Genomic DNA, 21074 nt, shown 5'->3' with positions numbered 1-21074 from the left:
TTATTTATGTACGGCTCACACCGAGCCGTTATGCAAACAATTTTTTCAGCTTATCTAGATAATAGTGGAATATATCTGGCTTTTCAGGCTCTGCAAGCATCGCATCTTCCACCGCCGTGATATCCGTTCGGGCTATCTCCACATCATTGTAATAAAACACCGCTTGCCCTATTTTATCCCCACTTTTCACAGGTGCATAAACAAACCTTGGCAGATATATCTTTGTCTTGACTTTGTAAGCCCTGCCATTCAAAAGCACTGCACTTGCCTGCACTGCCTTACAATTCACGCTGTCGCTCACTCCGCCAACAACTGCAACATCAAAGCTATATTTATCCAGTGGAAGCTTCTGTTTTGATACAAAATCAAAACAATGATCATAAAGCTTAGAGTGATCATTCCAATCATCAGGAGCATTCAAGGTAACGCAGATAAGTTCTTTGTTCTTTCTGTCACAGGCTGAAACAAGACATCTCCTCGCCTTGTCCGTAAATCCCGTTTTTACGCCCACAATACCCTCACAGCTTTTTAAAAGCTTGTTTGAGTTAATTAGCCAGCGGTCATACGGTGGGTTTCCATAGCACAACTCAACCTTTTCAAGGCGACATATAGCTCTGAAATCTTCATTTTTCATAACTTCCGCCGCAAGCTTTGCCATATCCGCTGCAGTGGAATAATGCTCATCTGTATCATCATCAAGCCCAGACGGCGTTACAAAATGAGTATCATTAAGCCCCAATTGTTCAGCCTTTTTGTTCATAAGCTGAACGAACTTGCCGATACTTCCTGCCACTCTTACCGCAGCAGCATTTGCAGCGTCATTTCCGCTTGGAAGAAGCATGCCACAACATAGATCACGCAGAGTGACTTTGTCACCATCTTGAAGACCCATGGACGAGCCTTCGACTTTTATTGCTTCGCTGTCTACCACGAACTGCTTGTCAAGATCTTCACCACTTTCAAGCACAAGAAGCACAGACATTATTTTGGTAGTGCTTGCCATCGGACGCCTTTCATAGGCGTTTTTCTCGAACAGCACATCACCTGTTTCGCCGTCTATAACTATAGCACTCTTCGCGGATATCTCACTGAGATCGTCAGCACTGACATTCATACAGCAAAAGCACATCATCATGACCGTACAAATAAATACCGTCACGCATTTCAAACAAACCACACCCTTAAAATCAATTTCAAGGATTAGTTTGCTCACTTGTGCTTTTAAAATTCAGTAAAATTATTCCTCGTCTTCGTCCTCGTCGTCAGACTTTTTGCCAAGAAAATCTGTTATCTTATCTATTACCTCAGGTACCATATTTATGATAGCATTTTCCTTTGTCGCATTCATTGAAAGCTGTAAAAGCTTTGCTTCGCCCTTGTAAACAGCGATAAAAGCGATAGGCTGGATAGTTACTCCTCCGCCTGAGCCACCGCCGAACGTTTCCTTGGTGCTTTTTGTTGGCAAGTCGGAGCCACCCGACGCAAAGCCCACTGATATCTTTGAAACCGGGATTATAGTAGTACCATCTGCGGTAACGATAGGCTTGCCCACAACAGTTTCGCAGTCTGCCATTTCACGAACCTTGTCCATTGCAGTTTTAACAAGTCCCTCGATCTTTGTACTTTCGCTCATTTTTCTCAACCTTTCGTATTTCAATTTGTTGCTTTAACTTCATTCTTCTTAGCCGCAAGCTCTTTACTGCGACGCTTGGCAGCACGCTTTTTCTTATGTCTGCCTGAAAGATATATTTTAAGAAAATTAACGCCCGTGCAAAACCCTATTGCTATCAAAGTGCTTGGTCTTACCCTGACTAATGTATGAACGTCATATCCGAACTTTTTTTCATCAAAAATGCAGTTCACATCAGCTTTTTTAAGCTTTACTGTAAAAACACCCGCAAGTATTGCAATGGTATTGAAAAGCCCTGCCTGCACCTTGCCGTATAGCATAGCCGCTTCGTAAGCGTCCTCTTTTCCAACGTCAAGAACTATCCTTGTGTCTGTAAAGCGTATAGCTTTCAGAAGCTTTTTGAAATATTTCCAGCCCATTGGAATATAAGGCTTCACCTTTTTATACTGCGCTTTCAGCTCATCAAGCTTGCTTTTTTTCTTACCTTTAGACTTAGAAACCGGCTTCTTTTCACCCTTATCCTTTTTGTGGAAAAGCTTTCCGACAAAGCCCTTTTTCTCCTGCTTCACAGTTATTTCCTCGGGTTTGTCCTCTGCACCAGCTTCAACATTGGTATCAGTATCAATATCAGAGATAACTTCCTGCTTATCCTCTACCTCAGACACGCTGACATTTTCATCTGCTTCATTCTTTTCTATTTTTTCAGGCTTAGCTTCAATAATTTGCTCGAACACTTCTCCTGTTTTATCAGGCGTATCATCAGTCTGTGGGACAGGTAAGCTTTCTTCAATATTGTCCTCAAACTCCTCAAAATCATCAAAACTATCCTCAGGCAGTTCAGCTTTTTTTGATCTTTTCTGTTTTTTCTTCTTAGGCTTTCGTGGATAAATGTCAAAAAACATATACCGTACTTTAAGATCAAAGCCTTTTTTATTCAGATCTATCTGTGCCGTAATGGAAAAATGAAGCAGGATAACAATAACCGCTATAATACCAAGCAGTATCCATAAAACAATTATCGTTATCATCTCCCCTCACGGTCATACTTTATTCTTCCGTATCATTCTCTTTTGTTATCTCGTCAATGGTTATCTGCTCCTGCTTATCAGGGATAGGCGGCAGATCGTCCAGGCTTGACAGCCTGAAACAACGGAGAAAATTGTCCGTCGTCTTGTATGCAATAGGTCTGCCAGGCAGGTCAAGTCTGCCAGCCTCAGCAAGCAATCCCTTGTCCACGAGAGAATTTACAACTCCCGAGGAGTCAACTCCCCTGACGTGTTCCACAAAGCCCTTTGTTACAGGCTGATTGTATGCGACTATTGTCAGCGCTTCCATTGCCGCAGGGCTAAGAACAGAGTTTTTCTTTATCTCCAAAGCCGCCTTTATGAATGACGCAAGCTCTTCTTTTGTGGCAAGCTGATATGACCCATTAAGGCTCAGAAGCGTAATTCCGCTTTCAGCCTTGCTGTATTTATCCGCCAAAGAGTCAAGAGCTTCCTCAAGCTGATCTTTGACGATACCAACTGCCTCGCATAGCTTCTCGCTCTCCACAGGCTCTCCGCTTGCAAAAAGCACAGCCTCGACGGCTGCCTGTATATTTGAATGTTCCATAGATTATCCCTTTTCTTATTTTATCCGTAGCACCAGAAATTATTGTCTCCGTCATCGCCAACAGGTGAATATCCCCAATAATATCTTCTTTTTGCCCAGTAATTAGGCTTGAACACTGTGTCAGGAGTGATATCCGCAAGCTGTTCGATTAGCCTTATCTCCTCCATAGTGGCTTCATCAGGCTGTTCGGGCTCACGCTTTGCCATAGCAGGCTCGGTATGTAAATCAATACTGTCTATCTTTTCAGATATCTGCTCCATTTCTGCCATGACCTCCTCAGCTGACTTCACAGGAGCATACGCCGCAATGACTTCACCTGATATGCGCTCGGATTTTGCAGATATATACCGCTTTGACTGAGAAGCTTCTTCACGCTCTGCGTCAACATCAGCAACTTCTTCTATCTCACCCGAAGGCTCATCGTCAAGTATATTTTCTATAGGCTCAGGCTCGTGGACAGCTTCTGTCGTTTCGCTTTCGATAACAACAGGCTTATCGAAGTCGGACTCGACTTTTTTGTTCTTTGAAGCCTTGTTGAAAAAAATCTTTGAGTTATCGTCATTGAGAAATATCCTGCCAGACTTTGTAAGCTCCAATATAGCGAGAAAAGTAGCGACTTTCTCGCTTTTCTCCGTCATGCCGTCATAAAGGTCGCCCATATCGCATTCACCATGCTTATAAAGTCTTTTAAGGACATGAATTATCTTCGATGTGACCGATACTATCTTATGTGAAACTATCGGCTCGAACATCTTCGCTTTCAGCGGAACGCTCTCACGGGCTTTCTTTGATATGCCCATATAAGCGTCGTAAAGGCACTGAGGGTCATGCTCACGGGTATAGGTCTTGTTTACAGGAAGCTTTATCGCCGCCCTTATAAAAACAAGGTCACCAACGTAAACTTCACGGAGAGTCTGTGCCGCCTGTTTGCACAGAGAATATTCGATGATCCTGCCTTCAAGCTCTTTTTTAAGCTCTTTTGACTCCTCGTCATGAGGAAGAAGCGAACAGGTCTTTATGTATATAAGGCGTGCCGCCATTTCAAGAAAATCAGCGGCATCCTCATAATCCTCGTGGTCAAGATCATTGATATAGTCCATATACTGTTCAAGGAGCAAAGATATCTCAATATCGTAAATATTCAGTTTGTGCTTGCTGATAAGGTGAAGAAGCAAATCAAGCGGTCCTTCAAACATATCCAGCTTGAACTGAGCAGCACTCATTTACGTTTTTCCTTTCATGAACAGTTTTATTTCAAAAATATCGCTTTTAGTATAGGGTCAACCCAGAATGTAAGCTTATCCATTATCCAAAACATACCATTTTGTAGCCAACCTATAGGCGTATCAAGAACGCCTGTTACAACAAGTATCATAAATGCAATAGCGATATAGTTCTGATACTGCGCCATAAAGCGGTCTACCTTACTGCTTGTAAAGTAAGAAAGTATCTTCTGACCGTCAAGCGGCGGGATAGGTATAAGGTTGAACACTGCAAGTCCCACGTTTATAGCTGTAAAGTAATATAATATAAGCGACACATAGTAAAGAGCTATAGAATAATGCACTATATAAAGCACATAAAAAAGCTTATAAAGAACTATTCCGATAAGTCCCATTATGATATTTGAGATAGGACCTGCGGCTGCCGTGAGTGCCATGCCCTTCCTGTAATTCTTAAACCTGATAGGGTTTACCTGAACAGGTTTGCCCCAGCCAAAACCTATGAAGAATATGCACAATGCACCAATAGGGTCAAGATGTGCAAGAGGGTTAAGGGAAAGTCTACCCTGATAACGTGGGGTATCATCCCCAAGCTTTGTTGCCGCCCATGCGTGAGCATACTCATGGATAGGTATACACATGAAAATTACAATGAGCTTTGCACCGTAATCAAGAATTTTCTGCGGATCCATATTTTCATGACCTCCTGTCATTTCAAAACAAAATTTCACAAATCACAAGTGTAATTATACACTATTTTCAATGAAATTTCAAGGCATTTTGTCTTTATTTTTAATCGAAAACGATAAATATATGCGATTTTACGGAAATTTCAAAAAAAATCTCAAAAAGCCCTTGCAATTTCTTTTCAGTTATGCTATAATATTAAATATTGTGAATAATAGTATTGCATTTTTAAGGGTAAAGGAGGTGCAGCGTAATGGCAAAATGCGAGATCTGCGGTAAGGGCGTTACTTTTGGTATCAAGGTATCACACTCACACAGAAGAACAAACAGAACTTGGAAGCCAAATGTAAAGAGAGTTAAAGCTGTTGTAAACGGCACTCCTTGTCACATTTACGCTTGCTCAAGATGCCTGCGTTCAGGTAAGGTAGAAAGAGCTTAATGCTTGAATATTCCAAAAAATCGACTAGCTTGGCTAGTCTTTTTTTTATGCTTTTTAAGATACAACAAAAAGATCGGAGCCGAATCATACTCGACTCCGATTTTTATTATGCAGCGTGTCTGCCAAATGTTCTCTTATTCTCAGGCGGTGCAAAAACAGAATTAGCACCTGACGATGAATTGTCACCGTTCATATTGTTGTTGCTGAAACCGTGGTCGGTCTTATATATCATATCATAGTAGATTATAGCATTGGAAATGTTAATTCGCTCCTCTGCATAATTTGAATAGTTACTGATATAATCCTCGTCCACAACACCGTCGTTTATTCGTGCGTTACAAGAATCCTGACAGTATGCTTCATTCACAGTGGTCTTGAACAGACCCTGATCGTTGTCCATATACACTGGGTTAGGATCATCTTTATATACTTGATTGCACGACACCGCCGTTGCCACATTTTTGTAATCCGTAAGATCAAAATATGTGTTTTTCTGGCTATCATAGTAAACAGTATCTGTTACAAAATTGCCGTTTGGGAAGATAACAACATTTTCCTCGTTATCAGCAACAGAGAAAATATCATGACCAAGTGCATAAACATTTGAGAAGCCAAACATATTTCCAAGTGTTGGCTGAACGTCATACATACCCATTATCTGCTTAACCTCTGTAGGCTTATATCCGCCGTCTTTTGACCATATTATGAACGGCACTTTTCTGTTAAGATTGTAGTAGAAATCGTCAACAGGAACATAGCCCTCGTCATCCTCAGTAAGAACAGAATCAGTAAATGGATTATAGTTGAAATATCGGTCATACTCCTCAGCCTTTATCTTTGCGTCATGGTCACCATAAATAACAACTACAGTGTTATCAAGAAGTCCTGCATTGTCAAGGTCTGTCATGAACTGACCGATAGCCTGATCTGCATAGTGAACAGACTTAAAATAAGATCCAAGCTTTGTACCCTCAAGGAACGGTGCAGATTTTTCCTCATACATCCCGTCCTCTTCGTTGTACATCTTATACTTGAAATCTACCTCATAGTCGCTCACACGCTCAATGTCAGTAAACGGCGTATGGTTTGTGAGCATAAGGAACGCACCATACCACTTATCATGCTCCTTGTTTATCTTCTCGATCTTTGGCACTGCCTGTCTGAAGAACGATTTGTCTGACAGACCAAGACCAATAGTTTCATCAATGTTAAAATCTTTGTTATAGTTAAAGAAATCATCATAACCAAGGGAATGATGTAGATTAAGTCTGTTCCAGTAAGAGCCGTTGTTGCCGTGCATACTGAAAGTATAATAGCCCTTCTTCTTAAGCATTTTCTGGGTAGTAGTGTAATCTCTGTCCCAATAGTTGATAGCAACTGTACCGCTTGAAGCTGGCATAAGAGAAGAAGCAAAGGTAAACTCGCTATCCGAGCTTGTTCCCACACTCTCCTGAGCATAGAAATTTGAGAAATAAAGACCCTCTCTCGCAAGCTTGTTCATATTAGGTGTAAGCTCTTCTCCGTTTATATATGTATCCATACAGAATTGCTGAAAACTTTCAGCGTGGATAACTATAATGTTCTTGCCCTTGAAAATATTTGTGTACTTGTTACTCTTTTCGGAAGTTTCTTCAGTCTTTGACTTATCGTCATAGAACTTATTGAAAACCTCCTCGCTCTCCTCATAGCCAAACATCATATTTATTTTCGCATGAGTGCAGGAAATAACATCGCTGAACTGATATGTGTAAAGACCAAAAGTGCCAAGAACATATTCTCTGTTCCACTGCTTAGCAAGTCTTGAATAATCAGTGCCGGTAAGTGTTGAGCAAAATATTCCTGCAAGACCTATGGAAACACAAAATGTTCCAAGAGCATATCCACGGCGCTTTCTCTTTTCCTTGACCTCGGTGATATAATCTCTTGTACGTCTTTTAAGAAGTATGTACACAACTATGATCGCAGGGATATCCCACAGGAAAATAAGATCCTTTGGTTCCATGATGTTCTCAGTAACAGCGTCCATTACTCCGCCGAGCTGTGAAGCCGTTGAAATAAGCGACACTGAGATGAATGATTTATAGTTTGTATAATAAATTGAGTTCGCCGTACAAAGTATAGAGAAAATTATTGTCAGTATCAAAAGGTAGACAAACTGCTTTCTCGGTTTTTTGAACACATATGATATGAGAGCAAGCAACAGTATAACTGCCATATCAGCCATAAGCGGTTTTATCTGGCTGTAATTAAACTTAACAGTAAATGCTCTAAGAAGAAATCCATTCAGAACAGATGCAAATACAAATGTTAGAAACAAGATGTTATCCTTCAGATATCCGCCTATTCCGCTGCGGATCTTTGTTATGACCTTATTCATTTATATCTCCTTTTCAATTTACTTTATTCAGTCGCAAAGAATATTGTATAATTTTTTCTGATAAAAGTCAAGCATATTAAAACCTTTTCAGTGAAATACACAAAACTTTCCTCAAACTAGCCAACTAATTTAAAGGCAATATTCCTTGAACAAAGTATATTTTACTCCCATTGAACCTTAATGTCAACAAATTAAGCTGAAATTTCAGCTATTTTTCACTTTTGTAATAATCGTGTAAAACAATTTACACTTTATGTATATTAAAATAATTTAACTGTACAATAATCTCAATGTGCTTTTGTTTATATGGAATAAATATATTAAAATCGACAAAGTTTTTTGTCAAAAATCAAAAAGAATTGAAAATAGTATGGAAATACATTATAATAGGAATGTCTGAGCATAACAATGATCACGGAGGAAAACAATGATAAAACTTATTGCAACTGACATGGACGGCACTTTGCTTGACGATAACAAGCAGCTTCCCGAAAATTTTGACAACATAGTAAAACGGCTGTTTAATAAAAATATCAGATTTGTTATTTCAAGTGGCAGAAGCTACTGCACGCTAAAAAAACAGTTTTCTGAATATCTTGACGACATGACATTTATTTGCGACAATGGTGCATATGTTGTTGATAAAGGAAAACTTCTTTCGGTTTCAGTGTTGCCAAAGGATACCGTTAAAGAAGCTGTTAGATTTTGCGACAAATTAGGACTTACAGTTCTTCTTTGCGGAAAAAATGGCACATGGCATAACTCAAAAAATGACAGTCAGCACCAAGAAATAGCTTCATACTATGTAAATCAAGTAAAGATGGAGGATCTCACCCTTGTTGACGATGATGTTTTCAAGATAGCCGTTTTTGAAGAAAGCGGCATTGAAAATGACGGCTACAGCAAGCTTGAAGAACGCTTCGGCGAAAATTTCAACGTGCAGCTTTCGGGTAAATACTGGACGGATATAATGAATAAGGGCGTAACAAAAGGCACTGCACTGCGAACCATAGAAAACCGCATTGGAGTACGATATGAAGAAACCATGGCTTTCGGCGATTATCTTAACGATGTTGATATGCTCAACAATTCTTACTACAGCTTTGCAATGTCAAATGCTCATGAGTCTATTAAAAAGGTAGCAAATTTCATGACAGGCTCAAACAATGACAACAGCGTTATGAAAGAAATTGAAAAACACTGCCTTGCATAAATAAAACATAAACAAAGCGATCTGACCAAAAATCAGACCGCTTTTTCTTATAATCTCATTTTAAAATCATCATAGCCGAACTCTTTTATAAGCTCCAACTCGCCGTCAAGCTTTTGAAGATATATTGACGGCAAAGGCATTCCGTTGAAAGTATTGTTTTTACACATGGAATATATAGCCATATCGCAGAAAACAAGCCTGTCACCTTCTTTAAGCGGCTTATCAAAGGAATAATCCCCGATTATGTCACCTGCAAGACAGGTCGGACCGCCAAGGCGATATGTGTAAGCCTTTTCGTCTGCAACACCCGAACCAACAACATTTGGTCTGTAAGGCATTTCCAAAACATCAGGCATATGACAAGCAGCTGATGCGTCAAGGATAGCAAGATCCATGCCGTTTTTAGCCGTGTCTATCACCTCTGAAACAAGATATCCTGCATTGAGTGCAACAGCCTCACCAGGCTCAAGATAAACCTGAACACCATATTTGTCATGAAGATAATTCACACACTCGATAAGGGTATCTAGGTCATAGTCATCACGGGTTATGTGATGTCCACCACCAAGATTTATCCATTTCATATTGTAAAGATACTTGCCGAACTTCTCCTCAATATGCGGTATCGTTCTTTTTAGCACATCAGAGCCTTGCTCACACATAGTATGAAAATGCAGACCATCTATGCCGTCGATAAGACTGTCATCAAAATTATCTAAAGTTGTTCCGAGCCTTGAATTTTTGAAGCATGGATTGTAGATATCCGTTTCGATCTCCGAATACTCAGGATTGCACCTTATTCCACAGGATATCTTCCTGTCGCTTTTTTCAACAATGCCCTTGAATTTCTGCCACTGTTTTGGTGAGTTGAACACGATATGGTCGCATATCTGAACAAGCTCATTCATGTCCTTTTCTGTGTATGCAGGAGAATAAACATGAACTTCTCCGTCAAACTCTTCCCTGCCAAGCTTTGCCTCATAAAGACCGCTTGCGGTAGTGCCTTTCAAGTGCTGTGATATCATAGGATATGTGCTATACATGGAAAAAGCTTTCTGTGCCAAAAGTATTTTACAACCCGTTTTCTCCATGACATTATCCAAGATAGTCAGATTTTTTAGAAGCTTTGCTTCGTCAACAACATAACAAGGGGTTTTCACCTTGGAAATATCAAACATTCTTTTCCTCCACGGCTCATCTATATGAACCATCGTTGATAAAGTTTACTGTAATATTTTTGTTTTTCATTCTTGCGTCCATAAAAACACTAAGAACACCCTTGGCAAATTCAAGGCTCTCCTCAGGAATATCGTCAAAGTCATGTATCATTATTTCCAATGGCTCTTCGACTTCACAGAGCTTCTCATAAAGCTTGTCGCCGTTAGCTATAGAATCCATATCATGAGCAAGTGCCTTGCTGACATACGGGTAAAACATATCAGCATTTACCATTTTAACATCGTCTATCATCAATATCATTTACTCGTCCCCCATAAATTTTACTGCCGTTCCGTATGCAATGACCTCAGCCGCGCCTGCCGCAATAGCAGATGAAGCATATCTTATATTAACTACTGCATCAGCACCCATTTGTTCAGCTTCAACCACCATTCTCTTCGTGGCAAGAGCTCTTGCATCATTCATCATCTCATTATAGGCTGTAAGTTCTCCGCCAACAAGATTTTTAAAGCTCTGCATGATATCCTTTCCGACATTTTTGGTCTGGATAGTTGAGCCTTTGACAAGCCCAAGCATTTCAAGCTTTTTGCCAGAAATATAATCAGTATTTACTAAGATCATCATCTTCGCCCTTCTTTATTTCTTTTATACGCTGAATAAGCACCGTTATTGCAACGCCTGACAGCAAGGCAGGAACTACCAGAGCAATTATCTTTGCAAGCATAGGAACACCATTCATATATGCAAAAATAACGCCAATAGCTATATAATAAATAGATATCAAAGCAACTATCACAACTGGTGCTATCATTTTTTTTGTTTTGGTTTTCACTTTTCGTCACCTTTAATCAAAAACCATTTTCTTTTTGCCGTTTTTGTTTCGTGGATACTCTCTTATCCTGATGATATTGGCTGTATTCACGATACTTTCGTTTCTGTCATCACCCTGAGTAACTCTTACCCAGCCATCGCCTATCTCTTCAAGTGTGCAGTCTATAACTGATGAAAGCGAGCCTCCCTGCGAAACTGTATAAACAAGCACCTCTTGTCCGAGGTATCTCGCAAAAGCTTCTTCGATCTTCATTTTTTGTTCTCCTATTAGTCAACAAGAACAGGATCAAAGTTCTCTGTCCAAGGCAGACCCCACTTGTAAAGTGCGTCCATGAATGGATCCGGATCAAACTCCTCTATATTGTGTACGCCCGGCTTTTTCCACTTGCCTGTGAGTATCATCATGGCGCCTATCATTGCAGGCACGCCTGTTGTGTAGGAGATAGCCTGTGAACCGACTTCCTTATAGCACTCCTGATGATCGCATACGTTGTAAACGTAATATGTCTTGTCCTTGCCGTCCTTTTTGCCCTGGAAGATACAGCCGATATTTGTCTTACCCTTTGTTCTTGGACCGAGTGAAGCTGGATCAGGAAGAACTGCTTTAAGGAACTGTAGCGGTACTATCTTCTTGCCCTCAAAGTCAATAGGCTCGATAGATGTCATGCCCACGTCCTCAAGGCATTTAAGGTGTGTGAGATAGCTCTGACCAAATGTCATGAAGAAACGTATCCTCTTGATACCCTTGATGTTGAGCGCAAGTGATTCAAGCTCCTCGTGGTGGAGAAGATACATATCCTTTTCACCAACCTGATCGAAGTTATAAACTCTCTTTATCTCCATTGGCTCAGTTTCTACCCACTTGCCGTCCTGAATATAAGAACCCTTTGCGGAAACTTCTCTTATGTTTATCTCAGGATTGAAGTTCGTTGCGAATGGATAGCCATGATCGCCTCCATTGCAGTCGAGGATATCTATATAATTTATTTCATCAAAGTAATGCTTCTGAGCATATGCACAGAAAACACCTGTTACACCTGGGTCAAATCCAGATCCGAGAAGCGCTGTGATACCAGCCTTTTCAAATCTCTCTCTGTAAGCCCACTGCCACTTATATTCAAACTTTGCAGTGTCCTCTGGCTCATAGTTAGCTGTGTCAACATAGTCTACTTTACACTCAAGACAAGCGTCCATGATATGGAGATCCTGATAAGGCAGAGCCACGTTGATACAAATATCAGGCTTATATTCTTTCATAAGAGCCACAAGCTCAGGCACGTTGTCTGCGTTCACCTGTGCAGTTGTGATATTCGTCCTGGTCTTATCCTGAAGCTCCTCCTTGAATTTATCGCACTTTGACTTTGTTCTGCTGGCGATACAGATATCAGTAAACACCTCGCTGTTCTGACAACACTTGTGTATAACTACACCTGCAACTCCGCCTGCACCGATTATCAATGCTCTTGACATATTAGATCATTCCTTTCTAAATTTATTATCAACAGCAATCCCAATTATAGATAACATCATCAAAATCGAGATTTTTAAGCTTTTGTCTGTTTATAAAAAATCCGCAGATACCTGCATCTCCCCACATTATCTTCTCATCGCCATTGCCGAATTCGCTGTCAAGCTGCAAAAGCAAAAAGTCATACTTGGTATCTTCCTTACGAGGGTCCCACTGCGTAAAAGCAGGATAGCCGCCTATCTTATGACCATAAGCGTTCTGATAGTTCTGCTCATAAGCCTCTATCTCGTCAGCAGGAGCGATATCCATGTCCATAAGAGAATTTATTTTCTTTTTCGATTGAGCAGCATTATAGTACTCACAAAACATCTTCTCAAACCTTACGTCAGATTCGCTCATAACATCAGTACTTGAAGTGAATTTCAAGCCAAACTCGCCATTTACAGGCATACTGTACTCTCCGTCAAGTCCGTTTTCCTTGAACTTAGCTTTGACTTCTTCCTCAGTAACGGTATTGTCGATATCCTTGTGATAAACTATTCTGAACGTATCTTGACAAGTAATATCATCAAAAGACATTCCGTAAACATCATCATTTAATATCCAAAACTGCAAAAGTCCACTTTTAGGAAAATCTTCGATACCAACCACCTGCGAACAATCTAACTGAGCCAGCAGCCTTAACTGTCTGCCTTTTTTGTCCTCTGGGATAGTGCCGTCATGTGGAACATAGCCCATTCCGCCAACCTTGCTCTCAAAAATAGAGGGTCTATTATCAACAAGTTCTAGCCTCACGCAAGGTGTTAACGTCTTTTTCTCAACAGCTTTAAGTGCCTGCTCGGCAACTTTAAGTTCTGTTTCGTGGTCTAAAGTTTCCTCTGCTAATTCATTTTGCACATTGGCGTCAGTATTCTTTTTCTTAAAAATATCAAATAACCCCATGTTTTCCCCTTTTATTTATAAAAATACAAAAGTATCTCTCTCAGCAGCTTGCAGGCAAGTGCTGTTGAACGTCCTGTCTGATCGTAAACAGGGGAAAGCTCATTCACATCAAAGCCTACGATATTGAGCTTTGCAACTTCCTCCACTGCGAACATAAGCTCCTTGAAAGTAACTCCGCCTGCCTCTGGAGTACCAGTGCCGGGAAACTCTGAAGGATCAAGCACATCAAGATCAAGTGTAAAGTAAACAGGCTTTCCATGAAGTTTTTTTACTATGCTGTCAAGTCTGAAGAATCCGAACTTTTCCATAAAAGTATGCTCTTTCGCAAACTTGAACTCGTCCCTGTCACCGCTTCTGATACCGAACTGATATATCTTTCCGTCGCCCACAATATCCCAGCATCTATGAAGCACACAGGCGTGTGACTCTTTCACGCCAAGGTAATCGTCCCTCAGATCGGCATGAGCGTCAAAGTGAACGATATGCAGATCTGGATATTTCTCTGCCACAGCTCTAACCGCACCAAGAGTGACAAGGTGTTCGCCACCTATCATGCAAGGCACTTTGCCGTCGTCAAGTATTTCTGATGTACGGCTTTGGATATTCCTCAGTGCGCCCTCAGGATTGCCAAATGGCAGTTCAAGGTCGCCGCTGTCGAACACATTCACATCAAGGAGGTCCTTATCTTGATACGGTGAGTAAGTTTCTATGCCGAAACTCTCATTACGCATTGCAGAGCTTGCAAATCTTGTGCCGGGTCTGAACGATGTTGTGCTGTCATATGGTGCGCCGAAAAGAACTATCTTTGAATCATCATATTCACAATCACAGCCTATAAAGGTATGAACATTCTTTTCCATACTTCTCTCCTTTAGTCACAGTCCTCAAGTACATCAAGGACGTAATTCGGCAGTGCGAAACAGCCCTTGTGAAGCTCTGTGTTATAATATCTTGTCTTTATGCCGAACTTTTTCCACTCATCAGCCTTAAGGTCATATATAGGGTGAAGATTTTTCGAGGCAAAGCCGAAAAGCCAATGACCCGACGGATAGGTAGGTATATGTGTCTGATAGACCATTGAAACTGGGAACGCACTGCCTATTCTTCTGTGTGTGCGCTTTACCATATCCACATAGGAATCATAATAAGTGCTTTCATGTTGGTTTATAAGTATTCCGCAGTCGGTGAGCGCCTTTGAGCAGTTGCCGTAAAATTCTTTTGTAAAAAGTCCCTCTCCCGGTCCAAACGGGTCGGTTGAATCAACTATAATAAGGTCATATTCATTTTCCTTGCGGCGAACGAATTTCAGACCGTCCTCAATATAAAGGGTAAGTCTAGGGTCGTCAAATGCACAGGCTGTCTGTGGAAGATACTCCTTGCACACATTTACTACCTGCTCATCTATCTCCACCATATCTATCTTCTCAATAGTGTTATATCTGCAAAGCTCACGGATAGTTCCACCGTCCCCCGCACCAATAACAAGCACCTTTTTTATCTCAGGATTGACCGCCATAGGCACTGCCGTTACCATTTCATGATAGATGAACTCGTCCTTTTCGGTAAGCATTATAAAGCCGTCAAGCACCAATACCCTGCCGAACTCATATGTGTCAAAAACGTCTATTTCCTGATAATAGCTTTTTTTAGAATAAAGCTGTTTTTTTACACGAATGGTGAAATTAACATCGTCCGTATGTTTCTCAGTAAACCAAAGATCCATAAAATGTATCTCCTCTCTATGAATTTACCACTACGTTTATGTTGTTTATCTCAAGATCCTCCGTACCTGTAAGGAAACAGCCCTTTTCTTTACAGTATGCGATATAATTAAGTATGTCGGAAGTTATCTTCTCACCAGGGGCAAGGATAGGTATTCCCGGCGGATAGCACATAACGAATTCTCCGCATATCATACCGTTACTTTCTTCGATAGGCACTGATTTTTTCTCGCTGTAGAAAGCTTGCTGCGGCGGTATCTCAACGATAGGATTGATATATTCGTGGTCAAACATTCCTGACGGGTCTTTTGAATAAAGCCTTTTAATTTCGGAAAGTGCGGATATAAAACGCTCAATCTCAAGCTCTCTATCTCCTGCGGAAACTATAGCAAGTATATTTCCGATATCACCGAACTCTATCTGAATGTCGTAATCGTCACGGAGAATGTCATAGACCTCAACACCTGCCAGTCCCATGGCTCTTGTGTGAACGGAAAGCTTTGTGCTGTCAAATGCGAAGATATCATCGCCGTTTTCAAGCTCCCGACCGAAGGCGTAATAGCCGCCTATCTTGTTTATCTCTTCCCTTGCATAATCGGCATAGTCGACTGCCTTTTTAAAAAGCTCCTTGCCGTTGAGCGCAAGATTTTTTCTTGCAAGGTCAAGGGATACCATAAGCAGATAAGAGCCGCTTGTGGTCTGAGTGAGGTTAATTATCTGTCTTACATAACCCTCTGAAACAGTGTCTGCACAAAGAAGGAGCGATGACTGTGTTAGGCTTCCTCCTGTTTTGTGTATTGATACTGCCGCCATATCCGCTCCTGCCGCCATTGCAGAGCAAGGCAGACCCTCGCCGAAATAAAGGTGAGTGCCATGTGCTTCGTCCGCAAGCACCAACATACCATGCTCATGAGCAAGCTTGACGATACTTTTTATATCAGAGCAAATTCCGTAATAAGTCGGGTTATTCACCAAAACAGCCTTTGCATCAGGATTTTCCTTGATAGCTTTTTCAACGTCCTTAACGGACATTCCAAGAGGTATTCCAAGTTGTTTGTTTGTGCCTGGGTTTACATAAACAGGTATAGCGCCGCACACAACAAGTGCATTGATAGCACTTCTGTGAACGTTTCTTGGCATTATTATCTTATCTCCTGCCTTACAGCTTGTAAATATCATCGTCTGTACTGCGGCAGTAGTACCATTTACTATAAAGAAAGCGTGCTTTGCACCAAAAGCCTCAGCGGCAAGCATTTCAGCATCTTTTATCACAGAAACAGGGTGACAAAGGTTGTCAAGTGGCTTCATGGAGTTTACATCGCACTTCAGACAATCCACGCCCAAAAAGTCACGAAGCTCTTTATTCATTCTTCCGCCCTTGTGACCGGGTACGTCAAGACGCACCACTCTGTTCCTCATATGTTTTTTTAAAGCCTCATACACAGGTGCATTATTCTGTGTTAAGTTCAAATCTATCACTACCTTATCAGTATATGTTCATGCCGCTGTATATCTCTATCATCTCACGGCGCAGACTATCTGTTATGTCAAGCCTTTGCTTCGGCGTAAGCTCATATACGTCCTGCTTGAAAAGATAATTCTGCAAGTCGATATCCTTAATGAGAAGCTTGGTATGGAAAATATTCGACTGGTAAACATTGACATCTATTGCGTCATATTTAGTCAGCGTATTTTTATCTATATAATCCTGAATCGAAGTTATCTTGTGATCGATAAAAAACTTTTTTCCCAAAACATCTCGGGTAAATCCTCTTACTCGGTAGTCAATAGTGATGATATCAGAGTCAAAGCTGCTGATAAGATAATTCAGTGCGTTTAGCGGAGAGATGGTTCCGCAAGTAGAAACATCTATATCCACTCGGAATGTGGAAATGGAGTTGTCTGGGTGATATTCAGGAAATGTGTGAACAGTTACATGGCTTTTGTCAAGGTGAGCGTGTATCATTTCAGGCACATCGCCGCCTATTTTTCCTTGATTGCACGAAGGGTCGATACTGTCCTCATCGAGTGCTTTCTCCGCAATAAGCACGTTCACAGATGCACCCTGCGGCTCATAATCCTGTTTTGATATATTAAGTATCCTTGCGCCTATCATCTCAGTAACGTCGCAAAGAATTTTCGTAAGTCTTTCTGAATTATACTGCTCGTCAATATAAGCAATATATTCCTTTTGTTCTCTTTCAGTTTTGGCATAACATACATCATATATGTTAAAGCTAAGGGTCTTGGTTAGATTATTAAAACCATACAAAGAAAGCTTCTGCTCCAACCCTAACATCACCCGTCCTTTCGGATAAAATAATCAGCCTATCAAGACTAAAATTATAGACTTGTTTTCATTATACCACATCTCGATCAAAAAGTACATAGTTTTACGCACTTTTTTCATATTTTTTTATTAAGCATGGCATAAGTGCAGCTATAAAATAAAAAAGGTTGAAATCAAGAAGAAAATAGTGTATAATAAGTTCTGATAATTGTTACAGGAGAAATATACAATGTTATTGAATGTTGAACATCTTTACAAATATTTCAATGGGCAGGCACTGCTCAAGGATATAAATTTCACAGTTGAAGACAGAGAAGCCGTTGGACTTATCGGCATAAACGGATGTGGAAAGTCTACCCTGCTCAATATCATTACAGGCAGAGAGGGCTATGACAAGACCCCTGAAGGACTAGGCTCTGTGAATATCGCAGGCAAGGCTTCCATTGGCTTTTTAAGGCAGAACAGCGGACTTAATTCTGAGCTTACCATAGGTGAGGAAATGAAGAACGCTTTCGCTCCCCTCCTTGAAACACTGGATAAAATGAAAGTCCTTGAAAAGAAAATGGCAGATGGCGGAGATATTGACAGTATAAGCCACGAATATGCTGAGCTTTCTTCATACTTTGAGGCTCGGGACGGATATAGGATAGATGTAAAAATAAAGCAGGTTCTTAACGGCATGGGCTTTGGCTCAACACCTACAGACAGAGTAATCTCTACCCTTTCAGGCGGTGAAAAAACACGTCTTGCACTGGCTAAGCTTCTTCTTGAAGAGCCTAATCTGCTTATACTGGACGAGCCTACCAACCACCTTGATTTTGAAACGCTCATGTGGTTAGAGGACTATCTCAAAGGCTACAAGGGTGCAATAATCATAGTTTCACACGACAGATATTTTCTAAACAAGGTCTGTACGAGAATATGTGAGATAGAACAAGGCAGGCTCACATCATATCGAGGGGACTATTCCTCCTATCTTGCGCAAAAGAAAATGAACTCAAAGCGTCAGCTCAAAGAATATGAGGCACAGCAAAAAGAGATAGCAAAGCTTGAGGACTATGTGGCGAAAAATCTCGTCAGGGCTTCAACCTCAAAAATGGCGAAGTCAAGACAGCATATGCTTGACCGTATCGAGCGTATCGACAAACCGCTTATGTACACAAAGCCTCCAAAGATAAAGCTTGAATATGATATTGAGCCAACAAAGGATATTGTTCGAGTTGTTGACTGTCCGCTGGTCGTTGGCGAGGGTTCTGACAAAAAGGAGCTTATAAAGTCACTTACCATGAACGTTCGCCGTGGAGAGCACGTTGCTATAATCGGTGCGAACGGTATCGGAAAAACTTCCATACTGAAACTTATCCAAGGCATTATCCCACACGAGGGCGGCAATATAAGCTGGGGCGGAAACGTGAAGATATCCTATTTTGAACAGGAACACGCTATACTTGATCCCCATAAGACAGTGCTTGAAGAAATAATGGATCGCTATCCAAGATTATCTGAACAGCAGGCAAGAAGCGTACTAGGTGCAGTTCTGCTTACAGGCGAGAATGTGTTCAAGCCTATTTCTGTTCTCAGCGGTGGCGAAAGAGCGAAGCTTTGCTTTGCCATAATGGCTCTCAATCGTGGAAATGTACTTGTGCTTGACGAGCCTACAAACCACCTTGACCTAAACACAAAAGAAGTGCTGGAGGACGCTTTGGCAGAGTTTGGTGGAACGATAATCCTTGTATCTCATGACAGATATCTACTTAACAAGGTAGCAAGCAGGATAATAGAGATAAAGCATGACGAGGTGAACTCATACGAGGGCAACTTTGACGCATACAGCGAAGCGGTGAACGCTGCCCGTCAGCTCAAGATGCAGAGCGAAGCAGAGATTAAACGGGCTGAAGAGGAAAAAGCGTACAAAGAAAACAAAGCAAGACAATATCGCAGTAAGGAACAGCGTGCCGCTGACGCTCAAAAACGCAACCGCATAAGAGAACTTGAAAAGGAGATCGAAGACACAGAAGTTCTGATATTTGAACTTGAAAATGCCATATCTGACCCTGAGATAGCTTCCGACTACAGCAAAATGAGCGAGAAATGCAAAGAGCTTGAAGAAGCCAAAACCGCCCTTGACCAGAAAATGGACGAATGGGCTGAGCTTTCCGACCAGCTTTCATAAACAAATTTTCACAGAAAACACCCCTTATGAGTATAATGATACAGCACAGACTGACATTATACATAAGGGGTGTTTGTTTTGGAGATAAAAAGGCTGTCAGAGTATGAAATAAAAGTTATTCTCAACGAAAAGGATATGCGGATAATGAATATATCCTTTGAAGATTTTGAGAAAAGAAGCCCAAGAAGCGAAGATTTTTTATCTGAACTCATGTTTATACTCAGAGAAACAGGACTTATAAAAATATCCGAAGGAAATATTGAAGTTGATGTTGCTTTGACAAGTGAAGAAACAATAAACATATATTTTATACTACCTAAAAACGACAATCATCACACCACTGAACTTGCCATAATCAGCTACGATCCAAACGAGCTAATATCAAAAGCTACTGAAATACACAAAAAATACTCCGAAAAGATTATAAAAAGCAGTCTGTATCAGCTTCCTAGTGGTCATGCTCTAATCTTCACCATAGGATACGCACGCTCAACAGTTGCAAAAAAAGCGTTGCTGAAAGCCTGTACTGCTGACAGCGTGATTATGAATAAAATAAAGGAGTACAGCCCATTATTGAGCAGTACTCCCTTTGAAAAACTAAACTATTTCTCTTAGAAGCTTAACAGCCTCTGTCATATCCTTTGCCTTAAAAGCATATGTTCCCGTTACTAAAGTGTCTGCACCCGATTCTTTAAGCAAACCGGCAGTTTCGAGATTTACGCCACCGTCAACCTGAAGTCTGATATCCCTTTCCGTCTGATCAATCAGATATCTCACTTCGCTTATTTTTTCAAGAGTGTCAGGAATAAACTTTTGACCGCCAAAACCTGGGTTTACTGTCATAACGAGTACCATATCAACAGATTTAAGAAATGGCTGGATCGCACTTACAGGTGTTGCAGGCTTAATGGAGATTCCTGCCTTGAGCCCCCTCGAATGTATTTTATCAATAACAGCTTGCGGATCATCAGCCGCCTCATAATGAAAAGTTATAAGGTCAGCTCCAAGGTCTGCATAGTTATCAATATATCTGATAGGATCGCAAATCATAAGATGAACGTCTACTGGAACAGTTATGCTTTTGCCGACACTTTTCAAAAGCGGTTCGCCAAAACTTATATTTCTCACAAACATTCCGTCCATGACATCATAATGAATCCAATCAACGCCAGCGTCCTCAGCACGCTTTATCTCGAACGCAAGGTTTGAAAAGTCGCAGGCAAGCAGCGACGCAGAAACGATAATATCCAATTGAAAGCCTCCGTTAATTCAATATTTTCCCACTTAATA

General features: G+C 40.9%; 23 protein-coding genes. 4 read left to right on the top strand and 19 right to left on the bottom strand.

What is annotated here, in order from left to right; translation table 11 throughout:
• Positions 1–28: 28 nt before the first annotated feature.
• Genes DW015_RS07675 through DW015_RS07650 form a run of 6 tightly spaced genes read right to left on the bottom strand, consistent with a single transcriptional unit; the run spans position 29 to position 5156 of the window.
• Positions 29–1213 (bottom strand): D-alanyl-D-alanine carboxypeptidase family protein, encoded by a 1185-nt coding sequence (locus DW015_RS07675; RefSeq protein WP_242993242.1) that lies wholly within the window; start codon positions 1211–1213, stop codon positions 29–31.
• A gap of 24 nt (positions 1214–1237) precedes the next feature.
• Positions 1238–1633, bottom strand: coding sequence for a GerW family sporulation protein (gene ytfJ, locus DW015_RS07670; protein ID WP_022288406.1), 396 nt, complete (start codon positions 1631–1633; stop codon positions 1238–1240).
• A 20-nt stretch (positions 1634–1653) separates the two neighbouring features.
• On the bottom strand, positions 1654–2658 hold the full coding sequence (locus DW015_RS07665) for a hypothetical protein (protein ID WP_117905217.1): 1005 nt from the start codon (positions 2656–2658) through the stop codon (positions 1654–1656).
• A 19-nt stretch (positions 2659–2677) separates the two neighbouring features.
• Positions 2678–3241, bottom strand: a complete 564-nt coding sequence (scpB, locus tag DW015_RS07660; protein WP_117905216.1) for an SMC-Scp complex subunit ScpB — start codon at positions 3239–3241, stop codon at positions 2678–2680.
• Positions 3242–3261: 20 nt separating this feature from the next.
• Positions 3262–4464: a segregation/condensation protein A gene (locus tag DW015_RS07655; protein WP_117905215.1), complete on the bottom strand. Its 1203-nt coding sequence runs from the start codon at positions 4462–4464 to the stop codon at positions 3262–3264.
• Positions 4465–4490: 26 nt separating this feature from the next.
• Complete coding sequence (locus DW015_RS07650; RefSeq protein WP_038671741.1) at positions 4491–5156, bottom strand: site-2 protease family protein; 666 nt, start codon at positions 5154–5156, stop codon at positions 4491–4493.
• Between the two features lie 248 nt (positions 5157–5404).
• Here DW015_RS07650 and rpmB point away from each other — a divergent pair, with 248 nt between their 5' ends.
• Positions 5405–5590 carry a 50S ribosomal protein L28 gene (gene rpmB, locus DW015_RS07645; protein ID WP_022288401.1) on the top strand — a complete coding sequence of 62 codons (186 nt, stop codon included), beginning with the start codon at positions 5405–5407 and terminating at the stop codon, positions 5588–5590.
• Between the two features lie 106 nt (positions 5591–5696).
• Here rpmB and DW015_RS07640 read toward each other — a convergent pair whose 3' ends face one another.
• Positions 5697–7967, bottom strand: a complete 2271-nt coding sequence (locus DW015_RS07640) for an LTA synthase family protein (protein WP_117905214.1) — start codon at positions 7965–7967, stop codon at positions 5697–5699.
• Positions 7968–8394: 427 nt separating this feature from the next.
• Between DW015_RS07640 and DW015_RS07635 the strand changes: the two genes are divergently transcribed.
• Positions 8395–9180, top strand: coding sequence for an HAD family hydrolase (locus DW015_RS07635; protein WP_117905213.1), 786 nt, complete (start codon positions 8395–8397; stop codon positions 9178–9180).
• A 47-nt stretch (positions 9181–9227) separates the two neighbouring features.
• Here the strand turns inward: DW015_RS07635 and nspC are convergent, their stop codons facing one another.
• Genes nspC through speD form a run of 11 tightly spaced genes read right to left on the bottom strand, consistent with a single transcriptional unit; the run spans position 9228 to position 17623 of the window.
• Positions 9228–10358 (bottom strand): carboxynorspermidine decarboxylase, encoded by a 1131-nt coding sequence (nspC, locus tag DW015_RS07630; RefSeq protein WP_117905212.1) that lies wholly within the window; start codon positions 10356–10358, stop codon positions 9228–9230.
• Between the two features lie 16 nt (positions 10359–10374).
• A complete protein-coding gene (locus tag DW015_RS07625; protein WP_046439728.1) occupies positions 10375–10659 on the bottom strand; it encodes a hypothetical protein in 285 nt (94 codons plus the stop codon).
• Positions 10660–10980 (bottom strand): YbjQ family protein, encoded by a 321-nt coding sequence (locus tag DW015_RS07620; RefSeq protein WP_022288396.1) that lies wholly within the window; start codon positions 10978–10980, stop codon positions 10660–10662. It lies immediately after the preceding gene.
• Positions 10961–11170: a hypothetical protein gene (locus DW015_RS07615; RefSeq protein WP_038673182.1), complete on the bottom strand. Its 210-nt coding sequence runs from the start codon at positions 11168–11170 to the stop codon at positions 10961–10963. Before DW015_RS07615 ends, DW015_RS07620 begins: the two co-directional genes overlap by 20 nt.
• A 33-nt stretch (positions 11171–11203) precedes the next feature.
• Entirely contained in the window at positions 11204–11443 is a 240-nt protein-coding gene (locus DW015_RS07610) for a hypothetical protein (RefSeq protein WP_022288394.1), read from the bottom strand.
• Positions 11444–11457: 14 nt separating this feature from the next.
• A complete protein-coding gene (locus DW015_RS07605) occupies positions 11458–12660 on the bottom strand; it encodes a saccharopine dehydrogenase family protein (RefSeq protein ID WP_117905211.1) in 1203 nt (400 codons plus the stop codon).
• Positions 12661–12688: 28 nt separating this feature from the next.
• On the bottom strand, positions 12689–13600 hold the full coding sequence (locus DW015_RS07600; RefSeq protein WP_117905210.1) for a YwqG family protein: 912 nt from the start codon (positions 13598–13600) through the stop codon (positions 12689–12691).
• Positions 13601–13611: 11 nt separating this feature from the next.
• Positions 13612–14460: an agmatinase gene (gene speB / locus DW015_RS07595; protein WP_117905209.1), complete on the bottom strand. Its 849-nt coding sequence runs from the start codon at positions 14458–14460 to the stop codon at positions 13612–13614.
• A gap of 11 nt (positions 14461–14471) precedes the next feature.
• Entirely contained in the window at positions 14472–15323 is an 852-nt protein-coding gene (speE, locus tag DW015_RS07590; RefSeq protein WP_117905208.1) for a polyamine aminopropyltransferase, read from the bottom strand.
• A 16-nt stretch (positions 15324–15339) separates the two neighbouring features.
• Positions 15340–16791, bottom strand: coding sequence for an aminotransferase class I/II-fold pyridoxal phosphate-dependent enzyme (locus DW015_RS07585; protein ID WP_038671728.1), 1452 nt, complete (start codon positions 16789–16791; stop codon positions 15340–15342).
• A gap of 16 nt (positions 16792–16807) precedes the next feature.
• A complete protein-coding gene (gene speD / locus DW015_RS07580) occupies positions 16808–17623 on the bottom strand; it encodes an adenosylmethionine decarboxylase (protein ID WP_171028812.1) in 816 nt (271 codons plus the stop codon).
• Between the two features lie 217 nt (positions 17624–17840).
• Here speD and DW015_RS07575 point away from each other — a divergent pair, with 217 nt between their 5' ends.
• Entirely contained in the window at positions 17841–19784 is a 1944-nt protein-coding gene (locus DW015_RS07575; RefSeq protein ID WP_117905207.1) for an ABC-F family ATP-binding cassette domain-containing protein, read from the top strand.
• Between the two features lie 78 nt (positions 19785–19862).
• On the top strand, positions 19863–20399 hold the full coding sequence (locus DW015_RS07570) for an adaptor protein MecA (RefSeq protein WP_181979876.1): 537 nt from the start codon (positions 19863–19865) through the stop codon (positions 20397–20399).
• On the opposite strand, the gene rpe is transcribed toward DW015_RS07570, so the two are convergent.
• The gene (rpe, locus tag DW015_RS07565; protein ID WP_117905205.1) at positions 20382–21035 is read right to left on the bottom strand and encodes a ribulose-phosphate 3-epimerase; all 654 of its coding nucleotides are present in this window, start codon (positions 21033–21035) and stop codon (positions 20382–20384) included. The two genes, DW015_RS07570 and rpe, sit on opposite strands and share 18 nt — an antisense overlap.
• Positions 21036–21074 lie beyond the last annotated feature (39 nt).

It is taken from the genome of Ruminococcus sp. AF37-20 (genome assembly GCF_003460465.1).
Taxonomy (GTDB): domain Bacteria; phylum Bacillota; class Clostridia; order Oscillospirales; family Ruminococcaceae; genus Hominimerdicola; species Hominimerdicola aceti.
The sequence above is the reverse complement of the archived record's forward strand: the minus strand, read 5'-3'. Positions and strand labels throughout refer to the sequence as shown.

Bases quoted from the DNA above. Each gene is read 5' to 3' on its own strand.
- ytfJ (WP_022288406.1), bottom strand. From the start codon at position 1,633: ATGAGCGAAAGTACAAAGATCGAGGGACTTGTTAAAACTGCAATGGAC.
- DW015_RS07665 (WP_117905217.1), bottom strand. From the start codon at position 2,658: ATGATAACGATAATTGTTTTATGGATACTGCTTGGTATTATAGCGGTT.
- scpB (WP_117905216.1), bottom strand. From the start codon at position 3,241: ATGGAACATTCAAATATACAGGCAGCCGTCGAGGCTGTGCTTTTTGCA.
- DW015_RS07655 (WP_117905215.1), bottom strand. From the start codon at position 4,464: ATGAGTGCTGCTCAGTTCAAGCTGGATATGTTTGAAGGACCGCTTGAT.
- DW015_RS07650 (WP_038671741.1), bottom strand. From the start codon at position 5,156: ATGGATCCGCAGAAAATTCTTGATTACGGTGCAAAGCTCATTGTAATT.
- rpmB (WP_022288401.1), top strand. From the start codon at position 5,405: ATGGCAAAATGCGAGATCTGCGGTAAGGGCGTTACTTTTGGTATCAAG.
- DW015_RS07640 (WP_117905214.1), bottom strand. From the start codon at position 7,967: ATGAATAAGGTCATAACAAAGATCCGCAGCGGAATAGGCGGATATCTG.
- DW015_RS07635 (WP_117905213.1), top strand. From the start codon at position 8,395: ATGATAAAACTTATTGCAACTGACATGGACGGCACTTTGCTTGACGAT.
- nspC (WP_117905212.1), bottom strand. From the start codon at position 10,358: ATGTTTGATATTTCCAAGGTGAAAACCCCTTGTTATGTTGTTGACGAA.
- DW015_RS07625 (WP_046439728.1), bottom strand. From the start codon at position 10,659: ATGATATTGATGATAGACGATGTTAAAATGGTAAATGCTGATATGTTT.
- DW015_RS07620 (WP_022288396.1), bottom strand. From the start codon at position 10,980: ATGATCTTAGTAAATACTGATTATATTTCTGGCAAAAAGCTTGAAATG.
- DW015_RS07615 (WP_038673182.1), bottom strand. From the start codon at position 11,170: ATGATAGCACCAGTTGTGATAGTTGCTTTGATATCTATTTATTATATA.
- DW015_RS07610 (WP_022288394.1), bottom strand. From the start codon at position 11,443: ATGAAGATCGAAGAAGCTTTTGCGAGATACCTCGGACAAGAGGTGCTT.
- DW015_RS07605 (WP_117905211.1), bottom strand. From the start codon at position 12,660: ATGTCAAGAGCATTGATAATCGGTGCAGGCGGAGTTGCAGGTGTAGTT.
- DW015_RS07600 (WP_117905210.1), bottom strand. From the start codon at position 13,600: ATGGGGTTATTTGATATTTTTAAGAAAAAGAATACTGACGCCAATGTG.
- speB (WP_117905209.1), bottom strand. From the start codon at position 14,460: ATGGAAAAGAATGTTCATACCTTTATAGGCTGTGATTGTGAATATGAT.
- speE (WP_117905208.1), bottom strand. From the start codon at position 15,323: ATGGATCTTTGGTTTACTGAGAAACATACGGACGATGTTAATTTCACC.
- DW015_RS07575 (WP_117905207.1), top strand. From the start codon at position 17,841: ATGTTATTGAATGTTGAACATCTTTACAAATATTTCAATGGGCAGGCA.